Annotated in this window: 25 protein-coding genes; 4 read left to right on the top strand and 21 right to left on the bottom strand. The window is 35.8% G+C overall.

Translation table 11 applies throughout. The features are described 5' to 3' along the window. Positions 1 to 400: 400 nt before the first annotated feature. The 7 genes from ABMA72_RS09985 to ABMA72_RS09955 all read right to left on the bottom strand — a co-directional run bounded on the left by ABMA72_RS09985 (position 401) and on the right by ABMA72_RS09955 (position 6,226). Entirely contained in the window at positions 401 to 1,234 is an 834-nt protein-coding gene (locus ABMA72_RS09985; RefSeq protein ID WP_392861220.1) for a flagellin, read from the bottom strand. A 275-nt stretch (positions 1,235 to 1,509) separates the two neighbouring features. Next, complete coding sequence (locus tag ABMA72_RS09980; protein ID WP_392861221.1) at positions 1,510 to 1,812, bottom strand: hypothetical protein; 303 nt, start codon at positions 1,810 to 1,812, stop codon at positions 1,510 to 1,512. Continuing rightward, a complete protein-coding gene (gene rfaE2, locus ABMA72_RS09975) occupies positions 1,813 to 2,271 on the bottom strand; it encodes a D-glycero-beta-D-manno-heptose 1-phosphate adenylyltransferase (protein ID WP_392861223.1) in 459 nt (152 codons plus the stop codon). Continuing rightward, positions 2,271 to 2,993, bottom strand: coding sequence for a hypothetical protein (locus ABMA72_RS09970; protein WP_392861224.1), 723 nt, complete (start codon positions 2,991 to 2,993; stop codon positions 2,271 to 2,273). The genes rfaE2 and ABMA72_RS09970 overlap by 1 nt, the downstream gene beginning before the upstream one ends. 34 nt (positions 2,994 to 3,027) lie before the next feature. Then, complete coding sequence (locus tag ABMA72_RS09965; protein WP_392861225.1) at positions 3,028 to 3,750, bottom strand: RsmE family RNA methyltransferase; 723 nt, start codon at positions 3,748 to 3,750, stop codon at positions 3,028 to 3,030. 3 nt (positions 3,751 to 3,753) lie between these two features. Next, positions 3,754 to 4,722, bottom strand: a complete 969-nt coding sequence (locus tag ABMA72_RS09960) for a 50S ribosomal protein L11 methyltransferase (RefSeq protein WP_393057008.1) — start codon at positions 4,720 to 4,722, stop codon at positions 3,754 to 3,756. Next, on the bottom strand, positions 4,706 to 6,226 hold the full coding sequence (locus ABMA72_RS09955; RefSeq protein WP_392861228.1) for an ABC transporter substrate-binding protein: 1,521 nt from the start codon (positions 6,224 to 6,226) through the stop codon (positions 4,706 to 4,708). The genes ABMA72_RS09960 and ABMA72_RS09955 overlap by 17 nt, the downstream gene beginning before the upstream one ends. A gap of 114 nt (positions 6,227 to 6,340) precedes the next feature. On the opposite strand from ABMA72_RS09955, the gene udk reads away from it, so the two are divergent. Genes udk through ABMA72_RS09935 form a run of 4 tightly spaced genes read left to right on the top strand, consistent with a single transcriptional unit; the run spans position 6,341 to position 9,530 of the window. Next, positions 6,341 to 6,991 (top strand): uridine kinase, encoded by a 651-nt coding sequence (gene udk, locus ABMA72_RS09950; RefSeq protein WP_392861230.1) that lies wholly within the window; start codon positions 6,341 to 6,343, stop codon positions 6,989 to 6,991. Further along, a complete protein-coding gene (locus ABMA72_RS09945) occupies positions 6,991 to 8,598 on the top strand; it encodes a ribonuclease J (RefSeq protein ID WP_393057006.1) in 1,608 nt (535 codons plus the stop codon). Before udk ends, ABMA72_RS09945 begins: the two co-directional genes overlap by 1 nt. 18 nt (positions 8,599 to 8,616) lie before the next feature. Beyond that, positions 8,617 to 9,132 (top strand): hypothetical protein, encoded by a 516-nt coding sequence (locus ABMA72_RS09940; protein WP_392861233.1) that lies wholly within the window; start codon positions 8,617 to 8,619, stop codon positions 9,130 to 9,132. An 11-nt stretch (positions 9,133 to 9,143) separates the two neighbouring features. Next, positions 9,144 to 9,530, top strand: a complete 387-nt coding sequence (locus tag ABMA72_RS09935; protein ID WP_392861234.1) for a hypothetical protein — start codon at positions 9,144 to 9,146, stop codon at positions 9,528 to 9,530. 80 nt (positions 9,531 to 9,610) lie between these two features. Here the strand turns inward: ABMA72_RS09935 and ftsZ are convergent, their stop codons facing one another. The 14 genes from ftsZ to rsmH all read right to left on the bottom strand — a co-directional run bounded on the left by ftsZ (position 9,611) and on the right by rsmH (position 25,704). Continuing rightward, a complete protein-coding gene (ftsZ, locus tag ABMA72_RS09930) occupies positions 9,611 to 11,152 on the bottom strand; it encodes a cell division protein FtsZ (protein WP_393057005.1) in 1,542 nt (513 codons plus the stop codon). A 14-nt stretch (positions 11,153 to 11,166) separates the two neighbouring features. Beyond that, on the bottom strand, positions 11,167 to 12,420 hold the full coding sequence (gene ftsA / locus ABMA72_RS09925) for a cell division protein FtsA (RefSeq protein ID WP_021267553.1): 1,254 nt from the start codon (positions 12,418 to 12,420) through the stop codon (positions 11,167 to 11,169). 93 nt (positions 12,421 to 12,513) lie between these two features. Further along, positions 12,514 to 13,251 (bottom strand): hypothetical protein, encoded by a 738-nt coding sequence (locus ABMA72_RS09920; RefSeq protein ID WP_392861238.1) that lies wholly within the window; start codon positions 13,249 to 13,251, stop codon positions 12,514 to 12,516. Next, positions 13,251 to 14,159 carry a UDP-N-acetylmuramate dehydrogenase gene (murB, locus tag ABMA72_RS09915; protein ID WP_393057003.1) on the bottom strand — a complete coding sequence of 303 codons (909 nt, stop codon included), beginning with the start codon at positions 14,157 to 14,159 and terminating at the stop codon, positions 13,251 to 13,253. Before murB ends, ABMA72_RS09920 begins: the two co-directional genes overlap by 1 nt. Further along, on the bottom strand, positions 14,152 to 15,528 hold the full coding sequence (murC, locus tag ABMA72_RS09910; protein ID WP_393057001.1) for a UDP-N-acetylmuramate--L-alanine ligase: 1,377 nt from the start codon (positions 15,526 to 15,528) through the stop codon (positions 14,152 to 14,154). The genes murB and murC overlap by 8 nt, the downstream gene beginning before the upstream one ends. Before the next feature lie 51 nt (positions 15,529 to 15,579). Further along, entirely contained in the window at positions 15,580 to 16,710 is a 1,131-nt protein-coding gene (ftsW, locus tag ABMA72_RS09905) for a putative lipid II flippase FtsW (RefSeq protein WP_393056999.1), read from the bottom strand. Between the two features lie 62 nt (positions 16,711 to 16,772). Then, the gene (locus tag ABMA72_RS09900; protein WP_392861244.1) at positions 16,773 to 17,240 is read right to left on the bottom strand and encodes a hypothetical protein; all 468 of its coding nucleotides are present in this window, start codon (positions 17,238 to 17,240) and stop codon (positions 16,773 to 16,775) included. A 77-nt stretch (positions 17,241 to 17,317) separates the two neighbouring features. Further along, a complete protein-coding gene (gene murD, locus ABMA72_RS09895) occupies positions 17,318 to 18,700 on the bottom strand; it encodes a UDP-N-acetylmuramoyl-L-alanine--D-glutamate ligase (RefSeq protein ID WP_021267585.1) in 1,383 nt (460 codons plus the stop codon). A gap of 3 nt (positions 18,701 to 18,703) precedes the next feature. Then, positions 18,704 to 19,780, bottom strand: coding sequence for a phospho-N-acetylmuramoyl-pentapeptide-transferase (gene mraY / locus ABMA72_RS09890; protein WP_392861246.1), 1,077 nt, complete (start codon positions 19,778 to 19,780; stop codon positions 18,704 to 18,706). 25 nt (positions 19,781 to 19,805) lie between these two features. Next, positions 19,806 to 21,116, bottom strand: coding sequence for a UDP-N-acetylmuramoyl-tripeptide--D-alanyl-D-alanine ligase (gene murF, locus ABMA72_RS09885; RefSeq protein WP_392861247.1), 1,311 nt, complete (start codon positions 21,114 to 21,116; stop codon positions 19,806 to 19,808). After that, positions 21,110 to 22,393: a Mur ligase family protein gene (locus ABMA72_RS09880; RefSeq protein WP_393056997.1), complete on the bottom strand. Its 1,284-nt coding sequence runs from the start codon at positions 22,391 to 22,393 to the stop codon at positions 21,110 to 21,112. Before ABMA72_RS09880 ends, murF begins: the two co-directional genes overlap by 7 nt. Before the next feature lie 25 nt (positions 22,394 to 22,418). After that, on the bottom strand, positions 22,419 to 24,341 hold the full coding sequence (locus tag ABMA72_RS09875; protein ID WP_393056995.1) for a penicillin-binding transpeptidase domain-containing protein: 1,923 nt from the start codon (positions 24,339 to 24,341) through the stop codon (positions 22,419 to 22,421). A 5-nt stretch (positions 24,342 to 24,346) separates the two neighbouring features. Then, positions 24,347 to 24,679, bottom strand: a complete 333-nt coding sequence (locus ABMA72_RS09870) for a hypothetical protein (protein WP_392861253.1) — start codon at positions 24,677 to 24,679, stop codon at positions 24,347 to 24,349. 20 nt (positions 24,680 to 24,699) lie between these two features. Beyond that, positions 24,700 to 25,704 carry a 16S rRNA (cytosine(1402)-N(4))-methyltransferase RsmH gene (rsmH, locus tag ABMA72_RS09865; protein WP_393056993.1) on the bottom strand — a complete coding sequence of 335 codons (1,005 nt, stop codon included), beginning with the start codon at positions 25,702 to 25,704 and terminating at the stop codon, positions 24,700 to 24,702. Positions 25,705 to 25,847: the final 143 nt, after the last annotated feature.

Raw genomic sequence — 25,847 nt, 5'->3', positions numbered from 1 at the left:
AGCTTTCAGACAAAATTAGTGTTCACAAATACCTGTTCGTTACACTCGGTTAAATACTTTAGTGAATCCCTCAGATAATTGGAAAAAAGTGGTCAAATTAATATAAATTCATATAGTTAGAGCTTGAGGTATCAATAATAAGTACTTAAAAAGTGGATAAAAATCGACATTATTTTTTGCCACTAATAAATGATTAGGATCATGTTTTGAAATAGATTTTATGAATATAATTAGGACTGAGCGATTCTCTCTCCTGAGTTTCTGCTCTTTCAAGATTCTAGTGGGCCACGTGAAAGCGTGGTCTATTAATTTAAGCTTTAATTTTTTACTATAGAAAAGAATAAGGGCCTTCTTCCGAAGGCCCTTACTTTTAGATGTTGCTTTCGATTTAGATTTTTACTTAACCGATCAGTCTTAGTGCAGATTGGCTCGAAGCATTTGCTTGCGAGAGAACAGAAGTTGCAGAACTAGTAAGGATATTTGCCTTAGCTAAGTTTGCAGACTCTGCTGCTACATCTGTATCTCTGATTCGTGAATTAGCGGCACTCATATTTTCATTAGAGATTTCTAGGTTATTAATTGTAGACTGTAGTCTATTTTGTAATGCCCCTAGTTCCGCACGTCCACCGGATACTGATGTCATGGCCTTATCGATAGCTTCAAGGTTTGATTGAGCATCACCTTTTGTCGCAACAGAAAGTCCACTAATACCTAGGTCTTCTGTTTTAACTGATACTGCTGAAGGATCGTATTTAATTCTGTCATTTGTCTCATCATTATTAAGACCAATTTGGAATTCTTTCTCTGACCCTTCACCATTAATTAGTGATGTTCCGTTAAACTCTACTGACTGTGCAATTCTATCAACTTCTTTTGTTAGTTGTTGGAATTCTTTATCAGTAAATTCACGTTCAGTATCACCAATTGTATCCGATGCAGACTGTACTGAAAGTTCTCTTAGACGAACTAAAATATTTGATACTTCGTTCATCCCACCTTCAGCGATCTGAATCATCGAGATACCGTCACCAGCGTTTCTTGCTGCTTGTTGAGTACCTCTAATATTCGCTCTTAACTTCTCAGATATCGCAAGTCCTGCAGCATCGTCACTGGCCTTGTTAATTCTAGAACCTGATGAAAGTTTGTTTAAAGATTCATCTTGTGTTCTTTTAACTTGTCCTAAACTTCTTTGTGCTGCTATTGACTGTGTGTTCGTGTTAATTCTTAATCCCATTACTATTCTCCTCGAATAAGCAACCTCCTTGTGTAATTAGCGTTGAAACTCCTTGTCTCAACAAATTAAATCCCAAAACAACCAGACCCATCTGGCTGCAATACCCATAACGGTTACTCGGAAATATTCTTGAGAGAAAAGTGGAGGATTTTTTATTTTTTTGGAGGCGGCATTTACCACGATGGTAAAATGATGCCGAACAACTCCGATCGACCACGAAGGGAGGTCAGGAGAATCAATTACTTAAGAAACAAATCAAACTTTTTACTTAGAAATTAAGATAACCAATCATTCAAATCAAGCATATACTCGACCATTTCAGTCAGTGATTGAAATTCTTTTTCAACAGGAAAGCGATTTTTTAAAGAGATATTAATAAATGCAAATTCAGAGTTAGCAATATAGTGCTTACTACGAAGTTTCGAAATATCGATATCTCCATCTTTGAATTTTAGTAGAACAGGTAGGCCGAATTTCAAAGTGGCCTTTATGGTTTTTAAGATGTGAGCTATGGCAACTTCTGTATCAGAAAGATCGTTTGAAATAATCGCCAGTTCATTTTTAAAATGAATATACACTTAAGAGCGGCCTTGGATCTTTTCAATTAGATTAGTCGTTGAATAGCCATCTTCAAAATTTAAGCTTAACACTTGTCCACCGTTAGCGGTAACAATATCATGGCCAACAATTTGATCGATGGCCCAGTCCCCACCTTTAACAAGGATACTTGGAAGAACAGCATTTATAAGATCATAAGGAGTATCTTCCTCGAAAATAAAAACCTTATCAACTGACTTTAAATTCTCAAGCATAAACTGACGATCGCCTTCAGAGTTCACAGGACGATCCTCACCTTTTAAACGCTTAACACTACTGTCTGAGTTAAGTCCTATAATAAGAATATCACCTAGTTTCTTCGCTTCATTTAAGTACATTAAATGACCACGGTGAAGGATATCAAAGCATCCATTAGTGAATACAATTTTCTTCCCACTAAAGTGATTCTCTACATATTCCTGTGCTTCTTGATATTTCATTACTTACTCTTTTTAAGGCTATTCCCAAAGAATTTCTTATCTAGTCCTAAAATATATGGAAGTCCTAGAAGTGGGATCGAAATGAACTCAAAAAGAGTTCTTTCAATAATCGTATTAAAAGCTGCCTCATTTGAAAGCTTTGGCCTTAGGCCACAAATATACTGACCAAACGTTGGCCTGTAGACAGATGTAATACGATAAATAATATGAATAAGCACAAATAGTGCTAATAGAAATCTATAATTTGAGTTTTGAAGTGTGATTTCAATAAATGATTCGAGAGGAAGTCCACTTACTAAAAACATTGCAGCTAAAGTAACAGCAAAAATAACTAGTGATACACTCATATCAATCACGTAAGAAGCAAATCTTCTTGCGATAGAAACATCTTGTGACTTATTCTTTATTTCAATTTCACGATTTACTTTAGGGATTTCTGACTCTGTACCTTTACGATAAAAAGCTTCAAGTTCAGAAGGAACACTCATCTCTTTTTCACGGCCAAGAACTTTATTGAAATTATTTACATGTGATTGAGTTGGAGTAACTTCAACACGTGCACTTTTTAAAACTTCTTTACTGGCCTTTCCATGATGAAAACCAAGTCCTTCATTAATAGGTTTAAAAGGAATATCCTCTATTCCAAAGTCATCGAAATTATCGAAGTCTTCTAAGTCATTTAAGCGAATTGGTTTCTTGCTATTTTGTGATTCTAAATTCATCCCTGGGCCCTCTTATAATAGGATGACACATTTTTTATTTAACATCAAATTTTCCAAGTACATAGCCTACGATTGTTAGGACTGCACTTTCTGTTTTAAGAATAGGTGTTGCAAGCTTAAGCCCCATAACATTATTCTCTTTTAACATTAACTCTTCTTCACGAGTAGAAAGTCCACCTTCTGGTCCAATGATAATTAAAATACGTTTATCTTTTATGCTGTCAATACTTTCAATATCCATACCATTTGAATGAGATAATGTCGTTAAGAATATATAATCGTATTGATGGAAGATTTCGAATAGAGCATCAAGACTTGCTGTCTCGTGATGTACTACTGGAAAGTAAGGATTATTTGATTGAATTAGCGAGCTTTCAATAACTGAATTTACTCTATCAAAATTCTTTATTGACCAATTTGAGTAGTCTGCTTGAAAAGGAAATATTTCTGAGATACCGACTTGAGTTGCATTCTTTAGAGAGCTCTCAAAAGCTTCTCTTTTAGGAAGCCCTATTGCTAAATCGATATGTGTATACTTTTCAATCTTCTCAAATGCTAATACCTTTAGTGAAACTTCACGTTTCGTGCAGTTAATCACTTCACTTGTATAGCGACCACCTTCTCCATCTAATAGCAGAACCTCATCACCCTTTTTGACTCTTACGGCCTTAATTAAGTGATGGCTACGATCATCAGAAAAGCTAAGTATTCCATCAATTGATGGAGAGAGATCATCTCGAGTATAAATAGCGCGCATGAATTACTCCTTTTTTAGAAGAATTGCTGACCAATCACCTTTAGATAATACATCGATTTTCTTTAAAGACTTATATTCTTCAATAACTGCATCAACTTGTTCATTTAGAATACCAGAAAGAATGATATAACCATCATCAGCTAGTGAGTCTAAGAGAACTTCTTTTTCAGATACAAGAACATGCATAAGAATATTAGCAAAAACAAGTTTATACTTATCATCTAGATTGAATCGTTTTCTTGCAATAAGACGATGACCATTAAGACGGTCTTCATTTAAATTCAACTTAAGATTTTCGTGACAATTATCAAGAGCAGCAGGGTCGATATCAACGAAGTCGACGAGCATATCGCTTTTCTTGATAGCGCCGATTCCTAAGATACCTGAACCACATCCAAAGTCTAAACAAAGGTCTTTCTCTTTGAAAGAGTCCTTTACTGCCATAAAGTGCTTTAGACACAGGTATGTTGTTTCGTGTTCACCTGTACCAAATCCCATTCCTGGAATGATATAAATATTATTATTATTTTCTTTATAATCTTCTTCCTTAAACCACTCTGGAATAACACTTAGTTCAGGAGTTACCTCAATCGGTGCATAGTGCTTTTTCCATACTTCATTCCAGTCTGAGTACTCTTCATCTTTAACTTCAATTGTTAGATCCATCCCTTCGATTGCCTTTGCAAATTCATGGGCCCTATTAATATCTCCCTGAAAGAAGAAATAATTAAAATTCTTAACATCTTGATCATCTGAGATATCAACGACTTCATCAATTACTGACTCAGGAACGTCTCCACCAGAATATGCTCTCTCTCCAAGAATCTCATCAACACGCTCTTCTTCCATTGAGAACTCTTCAATTCCATCAACTTCAAATTCATTAAGAGCGATCTTATTCACCTCTTCACATTGTGAGCTACTTTGAAATTCAATCGTTACAATTTTAAAGATTTCAGTTTTTACAGACATTCTCAATTTCCTTTAAAACTAGAAAATTTCCATTAGGATAAATTTCTTTAAGTTTTATACACTTACTCATCACCCAAATGACATTTGGATGCCATAAGCTAATATATGGGTATTGTTCGTTTACTACTTGATTGGCCTTCTTATATAGAGCGACTTCTTTTTTCTTATTGATAGTCTGCTCGGCCTGCTTAATTAAATTATCAAAATCCTTATTATCAAAAAAGACACGATTTGCACCTTTTGGGGCCATATTTTCAGAGTAAAATGCGAATTTAAGCATATCCTGACCTGTAAATCCTACCCAACGCCCTAAATAAAGATCGTATTCTCCTCTTTTAATACCTCTAAGGAAAGTTCCCCACTCTTGAGGTACCACATTTACAACTAGGCCAAATTTCTCAAACTCATTCTTAATGATTGTCACTAGTTCTTGTTGAAATTTATTACTGCTTGTCTTCCAAGTAAGAGAAAAAGTCTTTCCATTATTGTCATACCAAATTCCATTTTTTCTCTCAAAACCTGCTTTATTAAAAAGCTCATAGGCCTTTTTCGGATTGAAGTCATCAACTGGTGTATCGATATAAAAATTCTTAAAGGATTTTGCAAAGAGGCCATTTGAAGCAACAGCATTATTTTTAAACTTATACTTAATAATCTTAGCTCTAGGGACAAGATGGCTTAATGCCTTACGCACATTTTCATTTTGGAGAATATCTTTTTTCTGATTTAGTCCAATGTAATTATAATCTGTCCCTAAAACCTTTTGTACATTTACATCACTATTCTTTTCTAAGTAATTAACTTTTCTAGGTGAAATATTGGCAACAGATAAGTCGATCTCTCCCTTGATCAGTTTTAACGAAAGTGTTGTCTCATCTTTTACGACAACAAAGTTCAAATCGTAGTGATCAGCTTTTAAAGACTTTAAGTCAATTTGCAAAGGTGCAATCTTTGCAATTTTATAGTCACCCGCACCGACGAGATCTGACATTTCGACTTTCTCAAGTTTTTCATACTTAGGGATTTGGATAATTTTAAATAATACTAAATTTGGTAAGTGATCAAGGCCAAAGCTCTTATAGATTAATTCAAAAGTGAGTTCATCGATAATTTTAACCTCTTTAATATTTCCAAAAGCAAAGCGGAAGATCGATTTTATCTTCTCAGTTTCCGTAAAATAAAAATGAGACTTTTCCACATCTTTCGACGTCAAAGGTGCGCCATTTGAAAACTTTAGATTTGGTTTTAGTTTGAATCGAATCTTATATGAATCTACTGTACGATACTCTTTAAAGGATTCACATAATTGGCAAATCGGCTGCATATTACTGTTGAAATCAATAAGAGAGGCGTTAACAAGGCGATTAATATTTTGAGAGTTAGCATCAGTTGAAAAGAACGGACTCAAGCTATTTGGAGACGACGAAATTGCGATATTAAGACTCGCTCCATAACCCATTGAAGTTAGGAAAATAAATACTAAAAAAGATAGAAATCTAAACATCGAATATCCCTGACGAATGACACAAATGTAATTATTATAAGATTATCACCTCTTTTATTTGATGTGAACTCAATCTATGTTAAGTTACTGAAAACATTAAAACAAAGGTCATCTATGAAGCTAATTGGAATCACTGGTGGTTCAGGTTCAGGAAAAACTACTTTTGCCTCAAAAGTAATTTCAAAACTACCAAAAGAGAAAGTATCTGTTTTATCAATGGATTCTTACTATCTACCAGAGCAACCAAAAGAGCATTATACAAAATCAGGACGACCAAATTACGACCACCCACAAGCATTTGACTGGGCACTCCTACAGGAACATATCACGGCCCTAAAAAATGATGAGCCTATAGAAGTTCCAAATTACGACTTTAAAACGAGTAGTCGTACAACATCAACAACAACTTTAAATCCAACACCAGTTGTCCTTTTTGAAGGAATCTTTACTCTCTTCGATCAGGAGATTAGAGAGAAGTTAGATATTCGCTGCTTTCTCCATGTTGAGGCAGATATTCGCTTTACTCGAAGACTTAATCGAGATGTTGCTGAACGTGGAAGAAGTTTAGAAAGTGTTATCAATCAATACTACGACAGTGTTCGACCAATGTATGAGAAATTCTTAGCGCCACAAAGACAGTATGCTGACTTTATTGTTGGTGAAGAAACCGATGTTTCTTCTGAAATCTTAGCGGCCAGACTAGTCCAATTCATTGAGCAAAACAAAGAGTTCGAACTACTACTAAACACAACGAAAGGATCTTAATGTCTAATTTAAATATTTCACCTCTTGGTGGTGTTGGACAAATCGGATCTAATGCGACTTTAGTTTCTTATAAGAATACAAATATAATAATCGACAGTGGAATTCTATTTCCCTACGAAGACTGCTTTGATATCAATTATCTTATTCCTGATTTAAAGAATGTAGATGTTGAAATCAATGCTCTCATCATAACTCACGGCCACGAAGACCATATTGGTGCAATCTCACATTATATTGAGAGATTTCCAGAAGCTGATGTCTATGCCCCAACATTTGCAAAAGAGCTTATTGAAGATAAGTTGTCATATTTAGATCTTTCAAAAAAGATTAACAAACTTGAAAGTAAACTTGTGATAAATGAAATCGAAATTGACACGATTCATGTTAATCACTCGATTCCAAATACAAAGGGAATTCATCTAGGTATCAAAGAAATTGATACTGGAATTCTCTTCATCTCTGATTTCAAATGTGATTTTAACACTGAATATGAAAAGCCTATTGAACTCGAGAAAATCAACCTCTTATCAAAGAAGTATAACAACCGCCTTGCGATGCTAGACTCGACAAATATCACAAGTAGCAATGAAAGAACGACTTCTGAGTCCGAGCTTAAAAAAGACCTGCTTTCTTTTATCTCAGATGCAAAAGGACGTGTCTTTATCACATGCTTTGCTTCTAACATTCATCGTCTACAAACAATATTTAATATTGCAAAAGAGCTTAAGCTTAACGTCGTTCCTTATGGCCGCTCTCTACTTAAGTACACACAAATTGCCAGAGAGTGTGAAATCTTTAACGACCATGGACTTGTTCGTGAAGTTGAAAGTGTTACAGACTTAAAGAAGAAACATATTATTCTATGTTCAGGAAGTCAGGGTGAATTCAGAGGTACAGTTAAGAGAATTACAAGTAGCAGTGATAAGTACTACAAGCTAAATGAATCAGATACTTTTATCTTTAGCTCTAAAGCAATTCCTGGAAATGAAAAAAAGTTAGCTCTTTTATACAACGAAATCACAGAGAAAGGTTGTGAGGTCATTACACACTTCAATGGATTAATCCATGCTTCAGGACACCCTGGTAAAGCTGATCTTAAAGATGTTTATGATAGTTACCAACCTACTATTGCGATCCCTATTCACGGCGAAACATATTTTTTAAGAAAACACTGTGAATTTATCAAATCAATTCTGCCTACCAGTGAAGCGATCGAGATTAAAAATCACGACAGCATCTCACTATCTTTAAATGGCAAAATAAAAATTTCTCGCTCACAAGAAATTCCACCGATACTCATTCATGGAAATCGTATTGTCATCGAAAGAGAAAAAATCTCAGAAAGACGAAAAATGGCCACGCTTGGTACAGTCTTTGTTTCAATTTCAAAGAACAGTATTGCTCGTTCTCAGCAAAGAGTTCACATTACGACAATGGGAATCCCATATGAAGAAGATCAAATTAGTCAACTACAAGAAATTTGCTTTGATTACTTCAATGAAAAAGGAACGATTGATCAACGAAGTGAACGTATTCGAGTAGCGGTTAGAAGATATTTTCAAAATATCCTTGGATATAGGCCTCTGGCCATTGTTCATATTTGCTAAGTCCATTAAACTAATTACATGGACAACACGGTTATCATCATTGCATTACTTGTAATCATTGCGATTGCGCTTTTTCTACTTATTGGCGTCTTTGCATTTATCGCATTTCGAAAAGAGATTCAAAAAGAAGAAACTCAAGACGGAAAACTCACAGATAAGATAAACAATTTATTAGAAAAGAATAAGTCACAAGAAAAGATTCTTGGGTTATGTAGTATTTGTGAAAAAGAACTCGTCGAAAATGATTACTTTAATGTCGACTCACTTCATCTTTGTCGTGATCATTTCAATCTTTATTCAAGACACGAATGGGTCGCTATTACAAATGAGAGAACGACAAGCGATACACCGGAAAAAGGTGTCTATATTTATAATTTCAAAAAAAATACGTGGGATAATGATAAAATCCCAACCTTCATTCTATGTGAGTACAAAATTGATGTGGAAAGTGACTTGATCGAAACCTATGTTCAATTACATGTACAAAAAGAAATAGAAGATGAAATGAGACAAAGATTGAAAATACAAAAATAAGGGAGAGCGTAGTGAACGATCTTGAAATCCTAAAAGGCCAAATTAATCAAATCATGGAAACTAATAAACCAAATGTAGTTTTCGATTCTAAACACGATCGATTAATAAGAGATTGTGAAAAAGACTTAACTTCAGCAGGATTGAAGCAAAAGGTATCTTATACTATTGATGCCCTTATGCCTGAAAAAAGAGATTCAAAATTTGGCGGTGGTCAATTCAGTCGTTGGCAATATGAGTTAAGTTGGCAGGAATGGGAAGGAAACTTCAGACTCGTCCTAAGAAATATCCCACATAATAATTCAAAACTTCTTATTAAGCTGCCAGAAGATTTCAAGATTGATACGGCAGAACTTTTAGAATCATTTAAATCAAATATTCTTAAAACAATTTCTTTATAATTTACTATATTTAAAAAAAGAAAGGGCCCCAAAGAGGGCCCTTTTTTTGATGTTTCCATCAATATACTTTGGGGGGAATCCTATCGCTCTACTTGGCGAAAAGTTTCATTTCCAGAAGTTTGTGGAGTCTCCTCTTTTCTTAGATAAGAAGGAGTATCTAGTTCATCTTCATCAAAGTTGATAAAACCAAGTTTTTCAGCAATTGACTTAGGACGATCTGATTTTTCAGCGGCAGCATTATTACCTGTTAATACTTTTTCATTTGCCCAAGGATCTACTTCAGATTTAGATGCTTCGTATTGAGACGCTGCTTCTCTGATTGAATCAGTTAAGCTAGGTCTTTGAGAAGTTTCTGAATTATCTCCATCAAATGAGTGAGTTCTTACTGGCTCTTGAACTAGTTCTTGAGCTTGTTGCTCACGTTGTGCTTCCATTTGAATTTCTCTCATCGCATCGACTTGTGGGTTCGATTGAACAGGAGCTTCATGGTAAGCAGCTTGTTGTACAGCAGGTTGTGCTACTGGTTGTTCAAAAACTGGCTTTTCTTCAACTACAGGAGTAGCTGGTGCCGCAGGAGCTGCATAAACTGGTTTAGCTTCTTGAACAACAGGTCTTCTAACCTCTTGTTGAGGAGCTACATTAACAGCAGCTTCACGTCCACCAAGTCCAGTTGCAATAACAGTAACCTTGATATTATCTTCAAGTTCATCATCAACAACAGATCCAAAGATTACTTCAGCATCTTCATCTGCTGCTTCCATAATTAAAGTAGCTGCTTCATTAACTTCATGCATAGTCATTGAAGAACCACCAGTGATATTAATGATGATACCAGTTGCACCATCAATTGAGATATCCTCAAGTAGTGGTGAAGAGATTGCTTCATTAGCAGCTTTAATAGCTCTATCTGGCCCAGAACAAAGACCTGTACCCATAAGAGCTAGACCTTTATTAGACATAACAGTTGAAACGTCAGCAAAGTCAGCATTGATATGACCTGTCGTATTGATTAGATCAGAAATACCTCTTACAGCGTTTAATAGTACTTCATCTGCTTTCATGAAAGTTTCAACAAGTGAAAGGCTTTCACCAGCAAGTTGAAGAAGTCTTTGGTTTGGAATAGTGATTAGAGAATCAACATTCTCCTCAAGAGTTTGAATACCAGTTGATGCCTGTCTCATTCTCTTCTTACCTTCGAAGATAAATGGCTTTGTAACAACACCAACAGTAAGAGCACCTAGTTCACGTGCAAGTTTTGCAAGTACAGGAGCTGCTCCAGTACCTGTTCCACCACCCATACCGGCAGTGATAAATACCATGTCAGATCCTTCAAGAACCTGGCTAAGCATTTCATACTCATCTAGAGCTGCTTTACGACCAACTTCTGGGTTTGCCCCAGCTCCAAGACCTTTTGTTAACTCAACACCAAGTTGTACTTTAGTTGGTGCAAGGTTAACTGCAAGTGCTTGTGAGTCAGTGTTAGCAACAATATATTCAACGCCAGTTAAACCGGCCTTAATCATTGTGTTTACGGCATTACACCCACCGCCACCAACACCAACAACGCGAATCTTCGCGCCTTCAGTTAATTTTAATTCGTTGTTGTCAGAAATTTCGAACATAAGTTCCCCCTTATTTAAAAAATTTCTCTAAATACTGATTTAATAGATCCTGATAATTTACTTACAATATCTATTTGATTAATATCTTCTTCCTCTTCTACGTCTACTTCCTTACCTTTTGAAGCTTCAAGTAGAAGACCTAAAACTGTAGAAAATTTTGGATTTTGCATAATATTTGTCATGCCACCAAAAGCAATTGGAAAACCAATCTTAAGTGGACGCTCTAAAAGGTACTCACCAATATCTGGCATTCCTTTAATCATTGCACCACCACCTGTAAGAACAACACCACCACTGATGTCATCTCCTAGATTCTTTTCTCTAATAATATTTTTAATAAGATCAAATAACTCTTCAGCTCTTGCTCCAAGTACATTTGCAACTGTATTTAGTTGTACTTCTCTTGGCTTAGTTCCAGAGATTCCTTGTACTGTAATATGAGCTGATTGGTTTACCTGTTCAGGTAAAACTGAACCGTGATTAATTTTAATTCTTTCTGCTTCTGCGTGTGGAATTTTGAGTGCAACAGCAAGATCATTTGTGAAATGATTTCCACCCACTGGAATAACTTGTGTATGAACGAGGGCCCCATCTTTCCAAAGAGCAAGGTCTGTAGTCCCACCACCAATATCAACAAGTAGTGTTCCCATTTCTTTTTCTTCAGGAGAAAGAACAGATTCAGAAGAAGCAATCGGTTGAAGAGTTACGTTCTCTACTTTAATCCCAGTATGCTCAACACACTTAACAAGGTTTTGAATTAGTGAGATTGAACCTGTAACAATATGTACATGGGCCTCAAGACGTGTCCCACACATTCCAATTGGATTCTTAATCCCAGTTGTATTATCAACTTTATACTCTTGAGCAATAACGTGAATGATTTCACGATCACTTGGCATAACAACTGCTTTAGCAGCTTCAAGTACACGATCAACATCATCTTGTGAAATTTCGTTACCTTTAACAGCAACAACACCTGAGCTATTAAAACTATAAATATGGCTACCAGCAATTCCAATAGTTGCACTATGGATATCAACTCCGGCCATTAGTCTTGCCTCTTCTAAAGAGTTATGAATTGAGCGAACTGTTTTATCGATATTTACAACACTACCTTTCTTTAAACCATGACTTGGATGTGTACCAATACCAATGATTTCAAGCTCAGCTTTACCAGTGTTTTGATTAGAAATGTTTTGGATACCTACGATTGTGCAGACTTTAGTTGTACCAACGTCTAAACCGACAACGATGTTTTTTTCTTTCATTGAGAATCCTTTCTCTAGTTTTTTCTTACAGAATCATTCTGTTAATAAAGAAATCTAACGGCAATTTTTACCGCATACAATGAAATTTTAGAATTAGTCGTTGAACTTGACAACAACTTTTTTGGAATTTGTAATATTTATCACTGATGGGATTTTCTTTTTCTTGTTCATATAACCAATGATTTGAGTCAACTTTTCAACCTTAAGAGGCCATTCATCTTTGCCCATAAAGACACTTGAAGGCTTTCCTTTAATCGAAAGAATCATTGTTAACTCTTTATCATCGCTAATAATAACTTCAGAAATTAACTTTCTAAAAACAAGATCAAGATCTGCGATAATACGTGTGATATTTTTTTGAACTGTCTTATCCATTTCCCCAACAGGGATTGCAAGATAAGGAAGAGAGTAATTTAACTTCTTTTCCGTTCTTAGTAGAATTTCATATGTTGGGTCAAATAGTTGACCATTATCAACAAGAATTGCTTCATAAGACTCCATTCCATTTTCTTTGTAAATTTGTACTTTCATTAATGGAGATGGACATTCATAGATAAAGTTAAGCATTCCTTCCATCGGATTATACTTAATCGTATAGTCTGACAGAAAGTGTTTTTCTTTTAATTTATCTGCTGCAACTAGATTCTTCATACTTCTTAAAGAACGGTTTCTTTCGAAGTCTTTTACTAACTTAAGAGTTAGTGTTCCAGCAGCACGTGAAGGACATTTACCAAAAGCCGTCTTATATTTGATCTTCTCATTTGGCTGTGAAACTGCTGATGCAGAAGCACTCAAAAGAAGAAGTGAAATAATTGAAATAGCTTTTTTCATTAAATGTCTATCCTGACTTCAGGCTCAAACTTTAAACCATAGTTTAGATAAAGTTCTTCCTGTACAATTTTTATAAGTTCTTTTACATCGCTGGCCGTCGCTTTATCGAAATTCTCCATGAAGTTTCCATGAAGATTACTCACGCGAACATCACCAACTTGTAACCCTTTCAAATTAAGTATATCAATAAATTGTCCTGCAGTGCAAGTTCGCTTATCTCCAACAATGTTTTTAAAGACACTTCCACAAGTTTTTTCCTTTAATGGTTGTGACTTGTTTCTCATTAGGAGGTAGTTACGAATTTTCTCACCAAGGTTTTCATCTTGACCTTTTGAGACAAGCTCAACTTGATAAACAATATCCCCAGGCCTTAAAAAATTGTTTTGGCGATATGAAAAGCTAGACTCTGTTGCCTCATGAAGATATTCGTTACCTTCCTTATCAATATACCAAACTCTATTTATAATTTCGCTAATCCAACCAAGGCCCGTTCCCGCATTCATGAAAACTGCTCCACCTAAGGTAGCAGGAATTCCAGTTATCACTTCCCAGCGCATATTACCAAATTTGGAAGCATGAGAAGTTAAGCTTGAAAGCTTCACAGAAGCTGGGAGAATATAGCTTTCACGATAATGATTTAAAATACGACGATCGTAATCAAAGTCTAGATTAATTATTGGATGATCAATTCTTTCATTTAAAAGTTGATTGGCACCTAATCCTAACACCATGTAGTTAAGGTTATTTTCAGTAAGGGTTCTTGCAACGTCCTTAAGTCCATCAAGATCCTTTACAGAAATAAAATCCCCCTTAGATTGAAGTCTCATTGTTGAATACTTTGATAGATCCTTATCAATTTCGATTTCAATATTTGGAATATTAGCTAATAACTCTTTAATCTTATTCATTGCGATCGTTATCTAAAACCCATTCTCTAATGACTCGGCCAATTGACCCGGCCCCTAATGTCATAATTGTTGAATTCTTATTAGACTTAATAATTGTATCTAAGTCTTTAAGTTCAATTGTTTTAGCTAGCCCCGGATGAAGTCGATTAATATCTTCGACAAGTCTATCTGAAGTGATCCCAGGAATAGGGCTTTCACTAGCTGGATAAATTGGACACATATATAACTCATCAACGTCGTTGAAACAGTGTAGGAACTCATTCCAACAGTCTTTTGTTCGAGAGAAACGATGCGGTTCAAAAATAGCAATTTTCTTATGATCTCTAATTTCTTTTAATGTGTTTAAAGTCTTAGCTATTTCAGTCGGATGATGGCCATAATCATCAAGAATCTCTACATCTTCATTCTTATAAAGTAATTGAAAACGGCGTCCAACATTTTCAAAGCTTCTAATTGAGCTTCTAATCATATCCACTGGTACTCCCATTTTATGAGCAATGGAGATTGCCCCAAGAGCATTTTGCACATTGTGCTTACCAGGAAGATTAATGATAAAGCGTCCTAAGTTCTCAGGACCAACGATAAGGTCAAACTCTGAACACAGATCAGACATTTTAATATCGACAGCTTGATAATCTGCTGGTTTTTCAATTCCAAAAGTAACAATTGGTTTTTTAATATGTGGAACAAGACTCATTAGTCTTTCATCATCTGCATTAAGTGAAGAGAGTCCATAGAAAGGAACTTTGTTAATAAATTCTTCAAAGCTATCCATAAGAACATCTTCACTTCCGTAATGGTCCATATGATCAAGGTCGATATTAGTTACAACCGACATAATTGGATTTAACATTAGAAAAGATCCATCGGACTCATCGGCTTCGGCCACTAAGTACTCACCAGTACCAACCTTTGCATGTCCTGCAAGATTAGAAACGATACCGCCGATAATATAAGTTGGTTCGTAATTGCTCGCTTGTAAGATTGTCGCTAGAAAGCTTGTTGTTGTCGTCTTACCGTGAGTTCCCGCAATTGCGATTCCTCTTTTAAGTCTCATAAGTTCGGCCAACATTTCAGCTCTTCTCATAATAGGAATTTGCTTTTCACGGGCCATCTGCATTTCAGGATTAGACTCATTTACTGCAGATGAATAAACAACTACTGTCGTTTTATCAGTTATATTTTCACGCTTATGTCCAATAAAGACCTCAGCTCCTAAATCTCTTAAACGAGCAACATTGGCAGACTCACTAATATCTGAACCAGTTACCTTATACCCAAGACTCAGTAGAATTTCAGCGATACCGCTCATCCCAATTCCACCGATTCCAATAAAATGCACGCTAATATTTTGAATATTAATATTCATACTTGTTCCTTTTCACAAGATTACTTCTTCTAAATTTAGCGCATATATTGGCTATTGTTGAGAAAAAAACGGTTTCTGGCCTGACATCGTTCGTTGACGTGACACACAAGAGAAGATTACACCGATAGCAATTAAATTACTCATAAGTGATGATCCACCATAGCTAACGAATGGTAGGTTAAGTCCCTTTGTTGGAAGAAGCCCAAGAACAACCCCCATATTTAAACAAGCTTGAACACCGATAATGAAGATAATGGACATGACCATTTTCTTTGCAATATCGTCATTTAAAGACAGTGCTAATTTAAAACCAATATGAGTAAAGGCCATAAAGAGAACAACAAATGCAATGACACCTAGAAAACCAAACTCTTCACCTATAACTGAAAAGATGAAATCATTATGGGCCTCTGGTAGAAAGAATAATTTTTCTAAACTATTACCAATACCTTTTCCAAAGAAGCCACCATTTGCAAAACCAATCCAAGACTGAATTACCTGGAAACCACTTCCTCTTGGGTTTGCCCATGGATCTAAAAAGGACATCAGTCTTTTCACACGATAAGGTTGAGCAACGAGTATTAGAGACGAAAGAATTGTACCTACTACTCCCATGATATAGAAATACTTACGATTAAAATTAGAAATAAAACAAGTGAATCCCATTCCTAGGGCACAAATAAAGAATGTTCCAAAGTCAGGTTGTAAAAGTAAGAGCAAGAGAACTAATCCAATATTGGCCGCATACTTTAAACGATTTTTAAGATTTAGCTTTTCATAATTCTCAAAAAAGAAAAGTGACATCATAAGTATCGTATACTTTGCAAGCTCTCCCGGTTGTAATGAACCGAATCCTAGATTAATCCATCGGTTGGCACCTTTAGCAACAACGCCTAAACCTGGAATAAATGTTAAAACCAAAAGAAAGGCCACAACGAGATTTAAGTGGAATGAGAACTTTATCCAAAACTGATACTTAGTCTTTGCCACAACATAGGCCATACCCACGCCGATTAAAGCAAAGAGAATTTGTCTTGAGAAGAAGTGAAGGCTTGTTCCGTAAACTTCTTTTGAAAACATATAGGATGAAGAGTAAACCATGACGATACCAACACCAACAATAATTGATGTGATAATTAAAAAGAGTTTTCCAAAACGATCCGTGTTTTCAATAGAGTTCATATATTAATCATATATGAAGATTGTATTCGATGCATTAGAAATATAGGAAACTGCGCGTCAGGCTACTTGATATACATTTGCGCAAAATGCCTAATTGGATCAATTCCTCTTTCATCAAAACACGTGTAGGCATTGAAAGGATCTAAGCCTTCTTTTTGAATTATATTTAAAACACAGTTCTTCTCTTTTTCATTTTGCACCAAGGCCGCAACTGTCACATGAAAGCTATTCACACTACTGTGATAGTACTTGGCCACTTCATGAATGCTCGCCAAAGTTTCAGCACTCTTTACATAAGTGCATGCGTTAAACTCCACGAGGGAGATCGCTCTGCGATTGTCTAAGACTTCAGTTAAACATTGAAACTGATACTTAGTCGTAATTTGTGAGCATTGTTTTTTAAAACGAAATTGATTGTATTTTGAAAGTCGCTTGTCCACGAGGTTTTGACAGACTTTCACATAATCTTGATCAGCTTTAATTTGAGTAGAAAAAATAGAAACAAAAATAAAAAATAACAGAACCTTCATGACGAGATCATATGACTTAAAACTTGTTCTGTATTAGGCATAAAAAAAATGCCCCTATGAAAGGGGCATCTCAGTAATTATAGTTGATATACTAACTTCTTAAAGTAATTCCCACGCTCTTCGTAATCTCTAAAGAAGTCCGTAGCAGGGTTACCTGGTGAAAGAATAATCGTGTCACCAGTTCTCGACTTTTGATAAGCAAAGAGAACAGACTCTTCAAACGATCCAACAATGAAAGTTTGTGGATGCTCCCCAAGTGCGCGGTTCATTCTTTCTTTTGCTTCACCAACAAGAACGATGATTCTTGTTGTTTGAATTAGCTCATCAGTAAATGCTTCATACTCAAGATCTTCGATATCTTTCCCACCAGCAATTAAGATAACCGGAGTTTTAAACGCCTTAGTTGTCTCAACAAGTGTTCTCATATCTGTTGCTTTTGAGTCGTTATAGAAAGAAACACCATTCTTTTCCATTAAGAATTCAATTCTGTGTGGAATTCCAGGGAATTTCGTTACACATGTTTGAATTGCTTCGTCAGAAAGATCTAGTGCCTTACATGCAGTGATTGCAGCAAGAAGATTTTCACGGTTATTTTGACCAATGATTCTCATTTTCTTAACAACAAACTCTGAGTGGTAGTTGATATTTGAATGGATACGACGATCGTGGAAGTGTGTTCCTTGGATCTCTTCCATTACACCAAGCTTAACGAATGATCTTCTTGAGTACCAGTAAGTCTGGCAATTTGCATTTCTAAAGAAGCTATTATTTGCAAGCTTGTCGAAGTTAACAATTAAAGTGTCATCAGGAGATAGAGTCTTGATGATACTTAATTTTGTTTCCATGTACTCACCCATCGACGTGAATTGTCCTTGTGGGTAAGTGTCTGCGATATCTGTAAAGACAACCATCTTAGGGTGGAAGTCAGTTAGACGTCTCATTTGAACTGCTGAAACCTCGACTACAACGTAGTCAATTTCATCTTTATTAGGAAGCATTGAGTATTCGATAAATGGGCTTTCGCTTGTTCCACCAACAAATACATTCTTTCCATCTTGTCTTAAAGTAAATCCAATCATGTGTGCTACAGTTGTACGACCGTGAGATCCACAAACAGCAATGATTGGCTTACGACATAGCTTATTTCCAAGAGCGAATTCAGAGTAAACTTCTTTCCCTTCTCTTCTTGCTAGTTCTAGTTGAGGCATATTTGGATCAACAGAACCTGAGTAAACAACAACATCAGCATTGATGAAGTCGTCATCTAAGTGTTCACCAAAAGTCATTTCAACTGCAGGTTTAATCTTACGTAGTTTCTTTACAGCTTTATTAAGATCAAAAATCGGTTTGATATCTGTTACACGAATATTACAGTCAAGACGATTAAAGAAATTTATGAGTCTGAAACCAGTTTTTCCAATACCAACGATTAGGATATTCTTGTTTCTAAATCTCTCCATTCTCTACCTCATTTTTAATGTTGCGATCGCTAGAATCGCTAAAAATATACTTATAATCCAAAATCTAACAATTACTTTAGGCTCGGCCCATCCCAATAGCTCGAAGTGGTGATGTATCGGGGCCATCTTAAATATTCTCTTCTTACGAGTTTTGTAAGAAGCAACTTGTAAGATCACCGAAACAGCCTCGGCAACAAAAACACCACCAATAATAACAAAGAGTAATTCACTTCTTGTTAGTACGGCCATTGTTCCTAGTGTACCACCTAAGGCAAGGGACCCCACGTCACCCATAAAAATCTGAGCTGGGTATGTGTTATACCACAAAAATCCAACGCCTGCACCGACGATTGCAGCACCAATGACAGCTAATTCTCCAACATTTTCAACGTATGGCACAAAAAGGTATGATGCAATCTCTCTGTGACCAGTTGCATAAGCAATAAATCCAAGAGTTGCAGCTGATGTAATGATTGGACCAATAGCTAGTCCATCTAATCCATCTGTTAAGTTAACAGCATTACTAGAACCAACAATAACGATAGCCCCGAAAATTATAAAGAAGCTCATCAGGTTAAAGACTGGCCCTTTCACAAAAGGTACAAATAATTGAGTGTCGATAACATTGAAATGAACCATGGCAAAGACAGCAATTAGAGCTGTTGCAAATTGCCACACAAGCTTACCTCTGGCCGAAACACCTTTTGTATTTCCTTTAGAGATCTTAGCATAGTCGTCGATAAAGCCGAGCACAAAGTACGATGCAGTTACACCACAGGTAATGAGAACTGGAATCGAATTAAAATTTCCAGTTATTAACAGCGTTAATAGGATTGTCCCCAAAATAAAAACACCACCCATTGTTGGTGTTCCTGCTTTTTTTAAGTGAGACTCTGGACCATCATCACGTATTACTTGGCCAAACTGCTTACGCTGCATGAATCCAATAAAGTACTTACCCCAAATAATTGAGATAACTGTTGCAAGCAAGAAGGCCACAACTGTTCTAAATGTGATGTATTTAAAAATATTAAAAGCAAAGAATTCATCCCTTAGGGGATAGAGGAAATGATACAGCATGTAATCACCTGGTTTTTAAATTATATTACATAGTTATATCTATTAGCCTCTCTAGTTGTAAAGAACGAGAAGCTTTTAAAAAAATATAATCGTACGAATTTAATACTGTTGGCCAATTTGAGATGAAATCATCAAGATTTACATAAGTTTCGGACGCACCGCTAAATTTATTTTGATAAAAATTAGCAAATCGCCCAATGAAAATTGAGTTTTTGATACCTAGCTCATTTAACAACTCCGCAACACCCTCGTGATGTTCCTGGGTCTTATCGCCTAACTCATTCATGTCACCAATAATGAAGATAACTTTCTTTGTATCTGGGACTTGTTTAGCAAACTCTCTAATTGCAAGTCTCATTGAAGTTGGATTTGCATTGTAGGCATCTAAATATATTTTTGACTCATTAACACTAATCCACTGGGCCCTTTTATTTTCAGGAAGCCTTAGTTTTTTTAACTCGTGAAATAAGCTTAATGAGAAAATATTTTCTAAGACAAAACATGAAGCTTGAACATTCCAGCGATTATATGACTCTTTAATAAAGTCACTTTCAAATTCGTAAACATTATTCTTGCTTACAGGAACAATCTTTTCTGTAACTTCTAAAGTTGCTAGCTTCTCGTCTTCCATATTTAAAAAGAACTTCTTTCCATGGTCTTTGATCCAACGGTAAAGTGCAGACTTTTCTTTTAGAACACCATTAAGATCAATTAGAAATTCAGTATGGGCATGGCCAATATTTGTAATATAGCCGTAGTCAGGTTGTGCAATTTCACAAAGTACTTCAATCTCGCCAAAATGATTAGTTCCCATCTCAATAATAGCGAACTTATGCTCATCCTTAATAGAGAAGATTGTTAGTGGAACACCAATATGATTATTTAAATTACCATGTGTACAAATAACTGCATCATGAAGAAAGGATTTTGCCAACGAGTAAAGTAGTTCTTTTGTTGTTGTCTTCCCATTTGAACCAGTAAGTCCAAAAACAAAACCGCCGCGATTCTTCCACTCAACAATTCGAAACTTAGCTGCTTCTTGTAAGAAAGTAAGGCTATCTTCAACTAAAAAGAAACAAAGCTCTGCATCCTTCTCAGCTAGAGTTCGGATCTCCTCTTCTCTTTCTTTTGTATGAGTTAAGACAATTGCTTTTGCACCATTTTTAATCGCATCTTCAATAAAGTTATAAGCATCAAATCGTTCACCCTTCAGAGCAAGAAATGTATTCTTATCTTCAGGCATACGAGAATCTGTTGATAGTAAAATATCAACATCAAGATCCTTACCAACCTTTTTAACTAGACCTGAAACTTTATTTAAATCAGAAATTAACATAATTCCCCTAATGCACTCTTTACTTCTTCAATATCACTAAAGTGGTATTTAACACCTTTGATATCTTGATATTCTTCGTGTCCTTTACCTGCAATAATGACAGCAGTAGGACGTTCATATTCTTTCACATAAGTATGAATAGCTTCCTTGCGATCAACGATAATATCAACGGCCTCTTTATTACCTTCAAGAATATCTTTAATAATCTCATTCGGATCTTCCGTTCTTGGATTATCACTTGTTACAACAACCTTATCGCTAAATTCCAGGGCAGCTGAAAGCATCTTTGGACGCTTTGTACGATCGCGATCACCACCACAACCAAAGATTGTAATAATGTCATATGAATCAAAATGTTTTTTAGTTTCACGACAAATATTTACAATAGCATCTGGAGTATGAGCATAATCCACAATGAATACACTATCGCCCTTTCTAAAAAGATTAAATCTTCCTTTAGGTAAAGATAGCTTTATTTTTCTACTTAATTTTAAACTAGAGGCCCTATCACAAAGAGCGAATGCTAATTCTAAATTATCGACATTGTAGCTTAGATTAAACTCCTCACCATAAATGTTTTCTACACTAGAGGCCAAGTCACAACTTAACTTAGACTTGAATTCATCTTCTTGAGAACGTGGAATAATAAAGTTTGAATCACTATAATTTGCAAGTTTTGCTTTTGCATTAAAGTAAGAATCCATCGTTCCATGATAGTCGAGATGATCTTGAGTAAAATTTGTCCACCCAATTGAGTCAAATTTCATTTTCTTTACTCTCTCCTGCTCAAGGGCATGAGAGCTTACTTCCAAACAAAAGTAATTAACATCTTTCAACTTAAATATGATTCTTCTTAAATCAATGAACGATGGAGTTGTGGCAGATAGACTTTCCATCACTTCACTCTCACCTTTAATGACACCAACCGTACCAATACTACATGCACTTAGATTGTTAGCATTAAGAATAAGCTGACAAAGATGAGCAACAGACGACTTTCCGTTAGTACCTGTTATTCCAATTAACTTTACTTCACGATTAATTGGATACAGCTCCTCAACCAACTCTTCTTGTAATTTATAAAAATCACTCTCGTCTACAACCAATGTATCAAGGTCTGCAACCTCACGATTCGTAATGACTAGCCCGGCACGACCTTTTTGATAACGTTGGTGAAATAGCTCAATAGCTTTCTCGTTATCATGTATACGATAAAAAGCGATATCACACGGTTTAGCTTGATCTAGATTTGCCGTAAGGTCAGTAAGACCTTCCAAAAGAATTTTATATTTTTTGATTAAGTTATTCATATGTAGGAGGGGCGTATTTTAGTTTTACAACGACATCGCCATCGCGATTACTACCGGCTTCAGGAGTTTGTTCCAGAACGACACCCACGCCAATATGGCTTAGATCAATATCTAGCTTTTGAGCAAGGGCCATTGCTGACTTCTTATCAAGGCCAACAAAATTTGGAACAGAACCTCTACCAGTGTAGCGTTTTGCAGACTGAACTCTTTTTACAGAGTCAAAGGCCATATCATTCTTATAAGTCTCGTTTTCAGCAAGACCTTCAAACTCTTTGTTCTTATAGAGAAGGTATTCTGTCACTTTTCTAAAAACAGGCCCTGCAACTGAATTTCCATAGTATGACTTACCTCTTGCAGGCTTATCAACATAAGAGTAAACGACAAATTTCTTCTTAACCCCAACAGGGAAACCTAGGAATCCTGGAATATAACCCGTATAACGTCCATTACTATCAGCTCTTTGAGCAGTTGAAGTTTTAGCAGCAATCTTAAAGTAAGGAATTCTTGCTTTCCTTGCTGTACCTCTCTCAACTGTATTGACCATCATCTCAGTAATTGATTTAGCAACATCTGTAGGAATAACTCTTTTTGCTTTTACTTTCTTTGGATCATTTACTTTTAAGATAGTAGGTTGCACATAAACACCATCATTCGAGATTGCTGCAAAGGCCGCTAGCATCTGAATTCCAGTTGTTGCAACACCTTGCCCAAAGCTAATATTACTTAAAGAAAGTGGTGATACATTCTTATCGTCAGTAAAGATTCCACGAGATTCGGCTGGTAACTCAATTCCTGTTTTCTCACCGATCTTGAAATCATTTAGTGTCTTTTTAAGTTTTGGAAAAGTTAAATCGAAAGCAATCTTTGTTGTCCCAATATTTGAAGAGTACATAAGGATCTCTTCAACAGAAAGCCACTCAAATTTCTTTCTCGATTCAGCTTCTTTAATAATATGGTCTTCAACTTTTAGACGGCCTTGCTCACAGTAGTAATTAGTATCAGGTCGTACAACTTTATTCTCTAGCGCCGAAGCAAGAGTTAGGACTTTAAGAGTTGAACCTGGCTCGAAAGGGTCACTAATAAAGGCAAGCTTACGATCACTCCCTTTTGAATCTCCCACATCATTAGGATCGAATGTAGGATAATTAGCCATTGCAATAATTTCACCGGTCTCAGCATCCATAACACCAACACCGCCACGTTTTGCATCAACTCTTTCAACGGCTTCTTTAATGGCCTTTTCAGCAACAGCTTGTACTTCCTTATCAATTGAAAGATAAACATCGTTTGCTCTTTCTGTAGGAATATTTTGGCTAACGTATCTTACAGGACGACCTTTATTATCCTTAAAGTACTTAATAATTTGAGGCTCACCTCGAAGTTCCTTATCGAAACGATGCTCGATACCGGCCAGTCCATTATTATCCAATCCAACAAAACCTAAAGTTTGCGCAGCAAGCTCGTGATTTGGATAAATACGTTTCGGAATTTCTTCAATATAAATACCCTTAAGCTTTTTAATCTGTGCAACTTGCTCTTCTGTCAGTTTCGACTTTCTAGTAATCCAAGTAAAACGATTTCGATCAAGCGCCTTCTTTGCGATTCCATCAAGTTCCATCTCAGGAAGGATTGCCTTAAGTTTTTCATAAACTTTCTTATCTGAGATATTCTTTGGAATAGTAAAGATTGAGTAGGTTCTAATATTAATAGCAAGAGGGTTTCCATTGCGATCATAAATATGGCCACGTCTGGGAAAGACCTTTCTTTCTCTAAAGAATTGTTTTTTTGATTGTGATAATAAATGTCCACGATCAACAACTTGAATACGAAATGCTTTTACAAGAATTGCAACAAAAGCAATTGTAAAAATTGCGTATATAACTTTTAATCTGTTTTTTAAATTATTATCACTCACTACACTTACTTCTTAGCTGGAACAACAATGATTTGATGTTGCTTCGGCTGTGCTAAGTTATAATTGCGGGCCATCTTTCTCAAATTAGATACAGATAGAAGTCTAGCTTTTTTAGCTTTTAACTCTTTTCCCTCAACTTTAATTCTCTCTACTTCTTTTTTAACTGTTGCGATCTCATAATTCAGCTCAATCCCTTTCATTCTAAAAAGTACGAATAAAACTGTAATCACAACTAAACTAAGAACAATTGGTAAACCTTGTGAACTAAGAACTACTCCCCTGATCTTATTCCCAATACTTTCCTTCTTAGATTTTGTTCGACTCATCCTTGAGGCCATTTAACAATCTCCTATTGTTATTAATTTTCAATCTTTGAAAATTTCTCGTATTTATTTTTCGACTTCTTACTTACAACACGCTTAAGTACTCTAAGTTTTGCACTTCTTGAGCGAGAGTTTTCAGCAATCTCTTCATCACTCGGAATAATTGGCTTTTTAACTTCATTTTCAAAAAGCATCTCACCAAGTCCATTTTTTTCATAATCTTTAAAAAGCTTCTTCACAATTCTGTCTTCTAAAGAATGAAAACTTATAATTAATATTCTACCACCAATCTTTAATAATGGTAGCACCTGATTAATTACGTCAGTTATTACATCCAACTCGCGATTAACTTCTATACGAAGTGCTTGGAAGCATTTTGTCGCCGGATGAATGCGGCCAAATTGTAATTTTTTTGGATAACAATCTTTAATTAAGTCGGCCAATTGGAAAGTAGTATTAATTGGCCCGTTCTTATCACGCTCAAGAACAATTCGCTCAGCAATTCTCCATGCATATTTTTCTTCGCCGTAATCTCTAAAGAGGTTGGCCAGATCCTGTGCAGAATAGCGATTAATAATATCCTTGGCCGTTTGAATATTGTCATTATCGTAGTCCATACGCATATCAAGCGGCGCATCAACACGAAATGAAAATCCACGTGAGCCTTCATCGAAGTGATGAGAAGAAACTCCTAGATCAAGAAGAACTCCATTTAGCCCTCCGTTTGCTTCCACAAGATCAGCATGATTTCCCATGACGATATCTTTGAAGTGACAAAAGTTAGAGTCGTGTAAAAAGAGTCTATCTTCAACACCATTTTTCTTAATTAGTACACGACCGTTCTTTAAAGCATCAGGATCTTGGTCAAATGAAATTAGCTTGGCCTTTTCATCTCTTTTAACAATTGCCAAAGAATGGCCGCCGGCCCCAAATGTACAGTCAGCAAAAAGCAACTGATCATGTTCTTCGCTATCTAAATAAAGATAGTCGAGACATTCTTTCTTTAAGACGGAATAGTGCTCTTTATATTCTTCAACCATTAAATAACCTTATTTTATAAGTAGTTAGCAGTTACAAATTTAACGAAAAAAAAGTGAACAAACTTTTAAAATCTTTCATTCATTTGACTTGTATACACTACCAATGCCAAAATTTTACATCTAGCGCAAGGAATTTAAAAGTA

The organism is Halobacteriovorax sp. CON-3, from assembly GCF_043196995.1.
In the GTDB taxonomy this organism is placed as follows: Bacteria; Bdellovibrionota; Bacteriovoracia; order Bacteriovoracales; family Bacteriovoracaceae; genus Halobacteriovorax_A.
The sequence above is the reverse complement of the archived record's forward strand: the minus strand, read 5'-3'. Positions and strand labels throughout refer to the sequence as shown.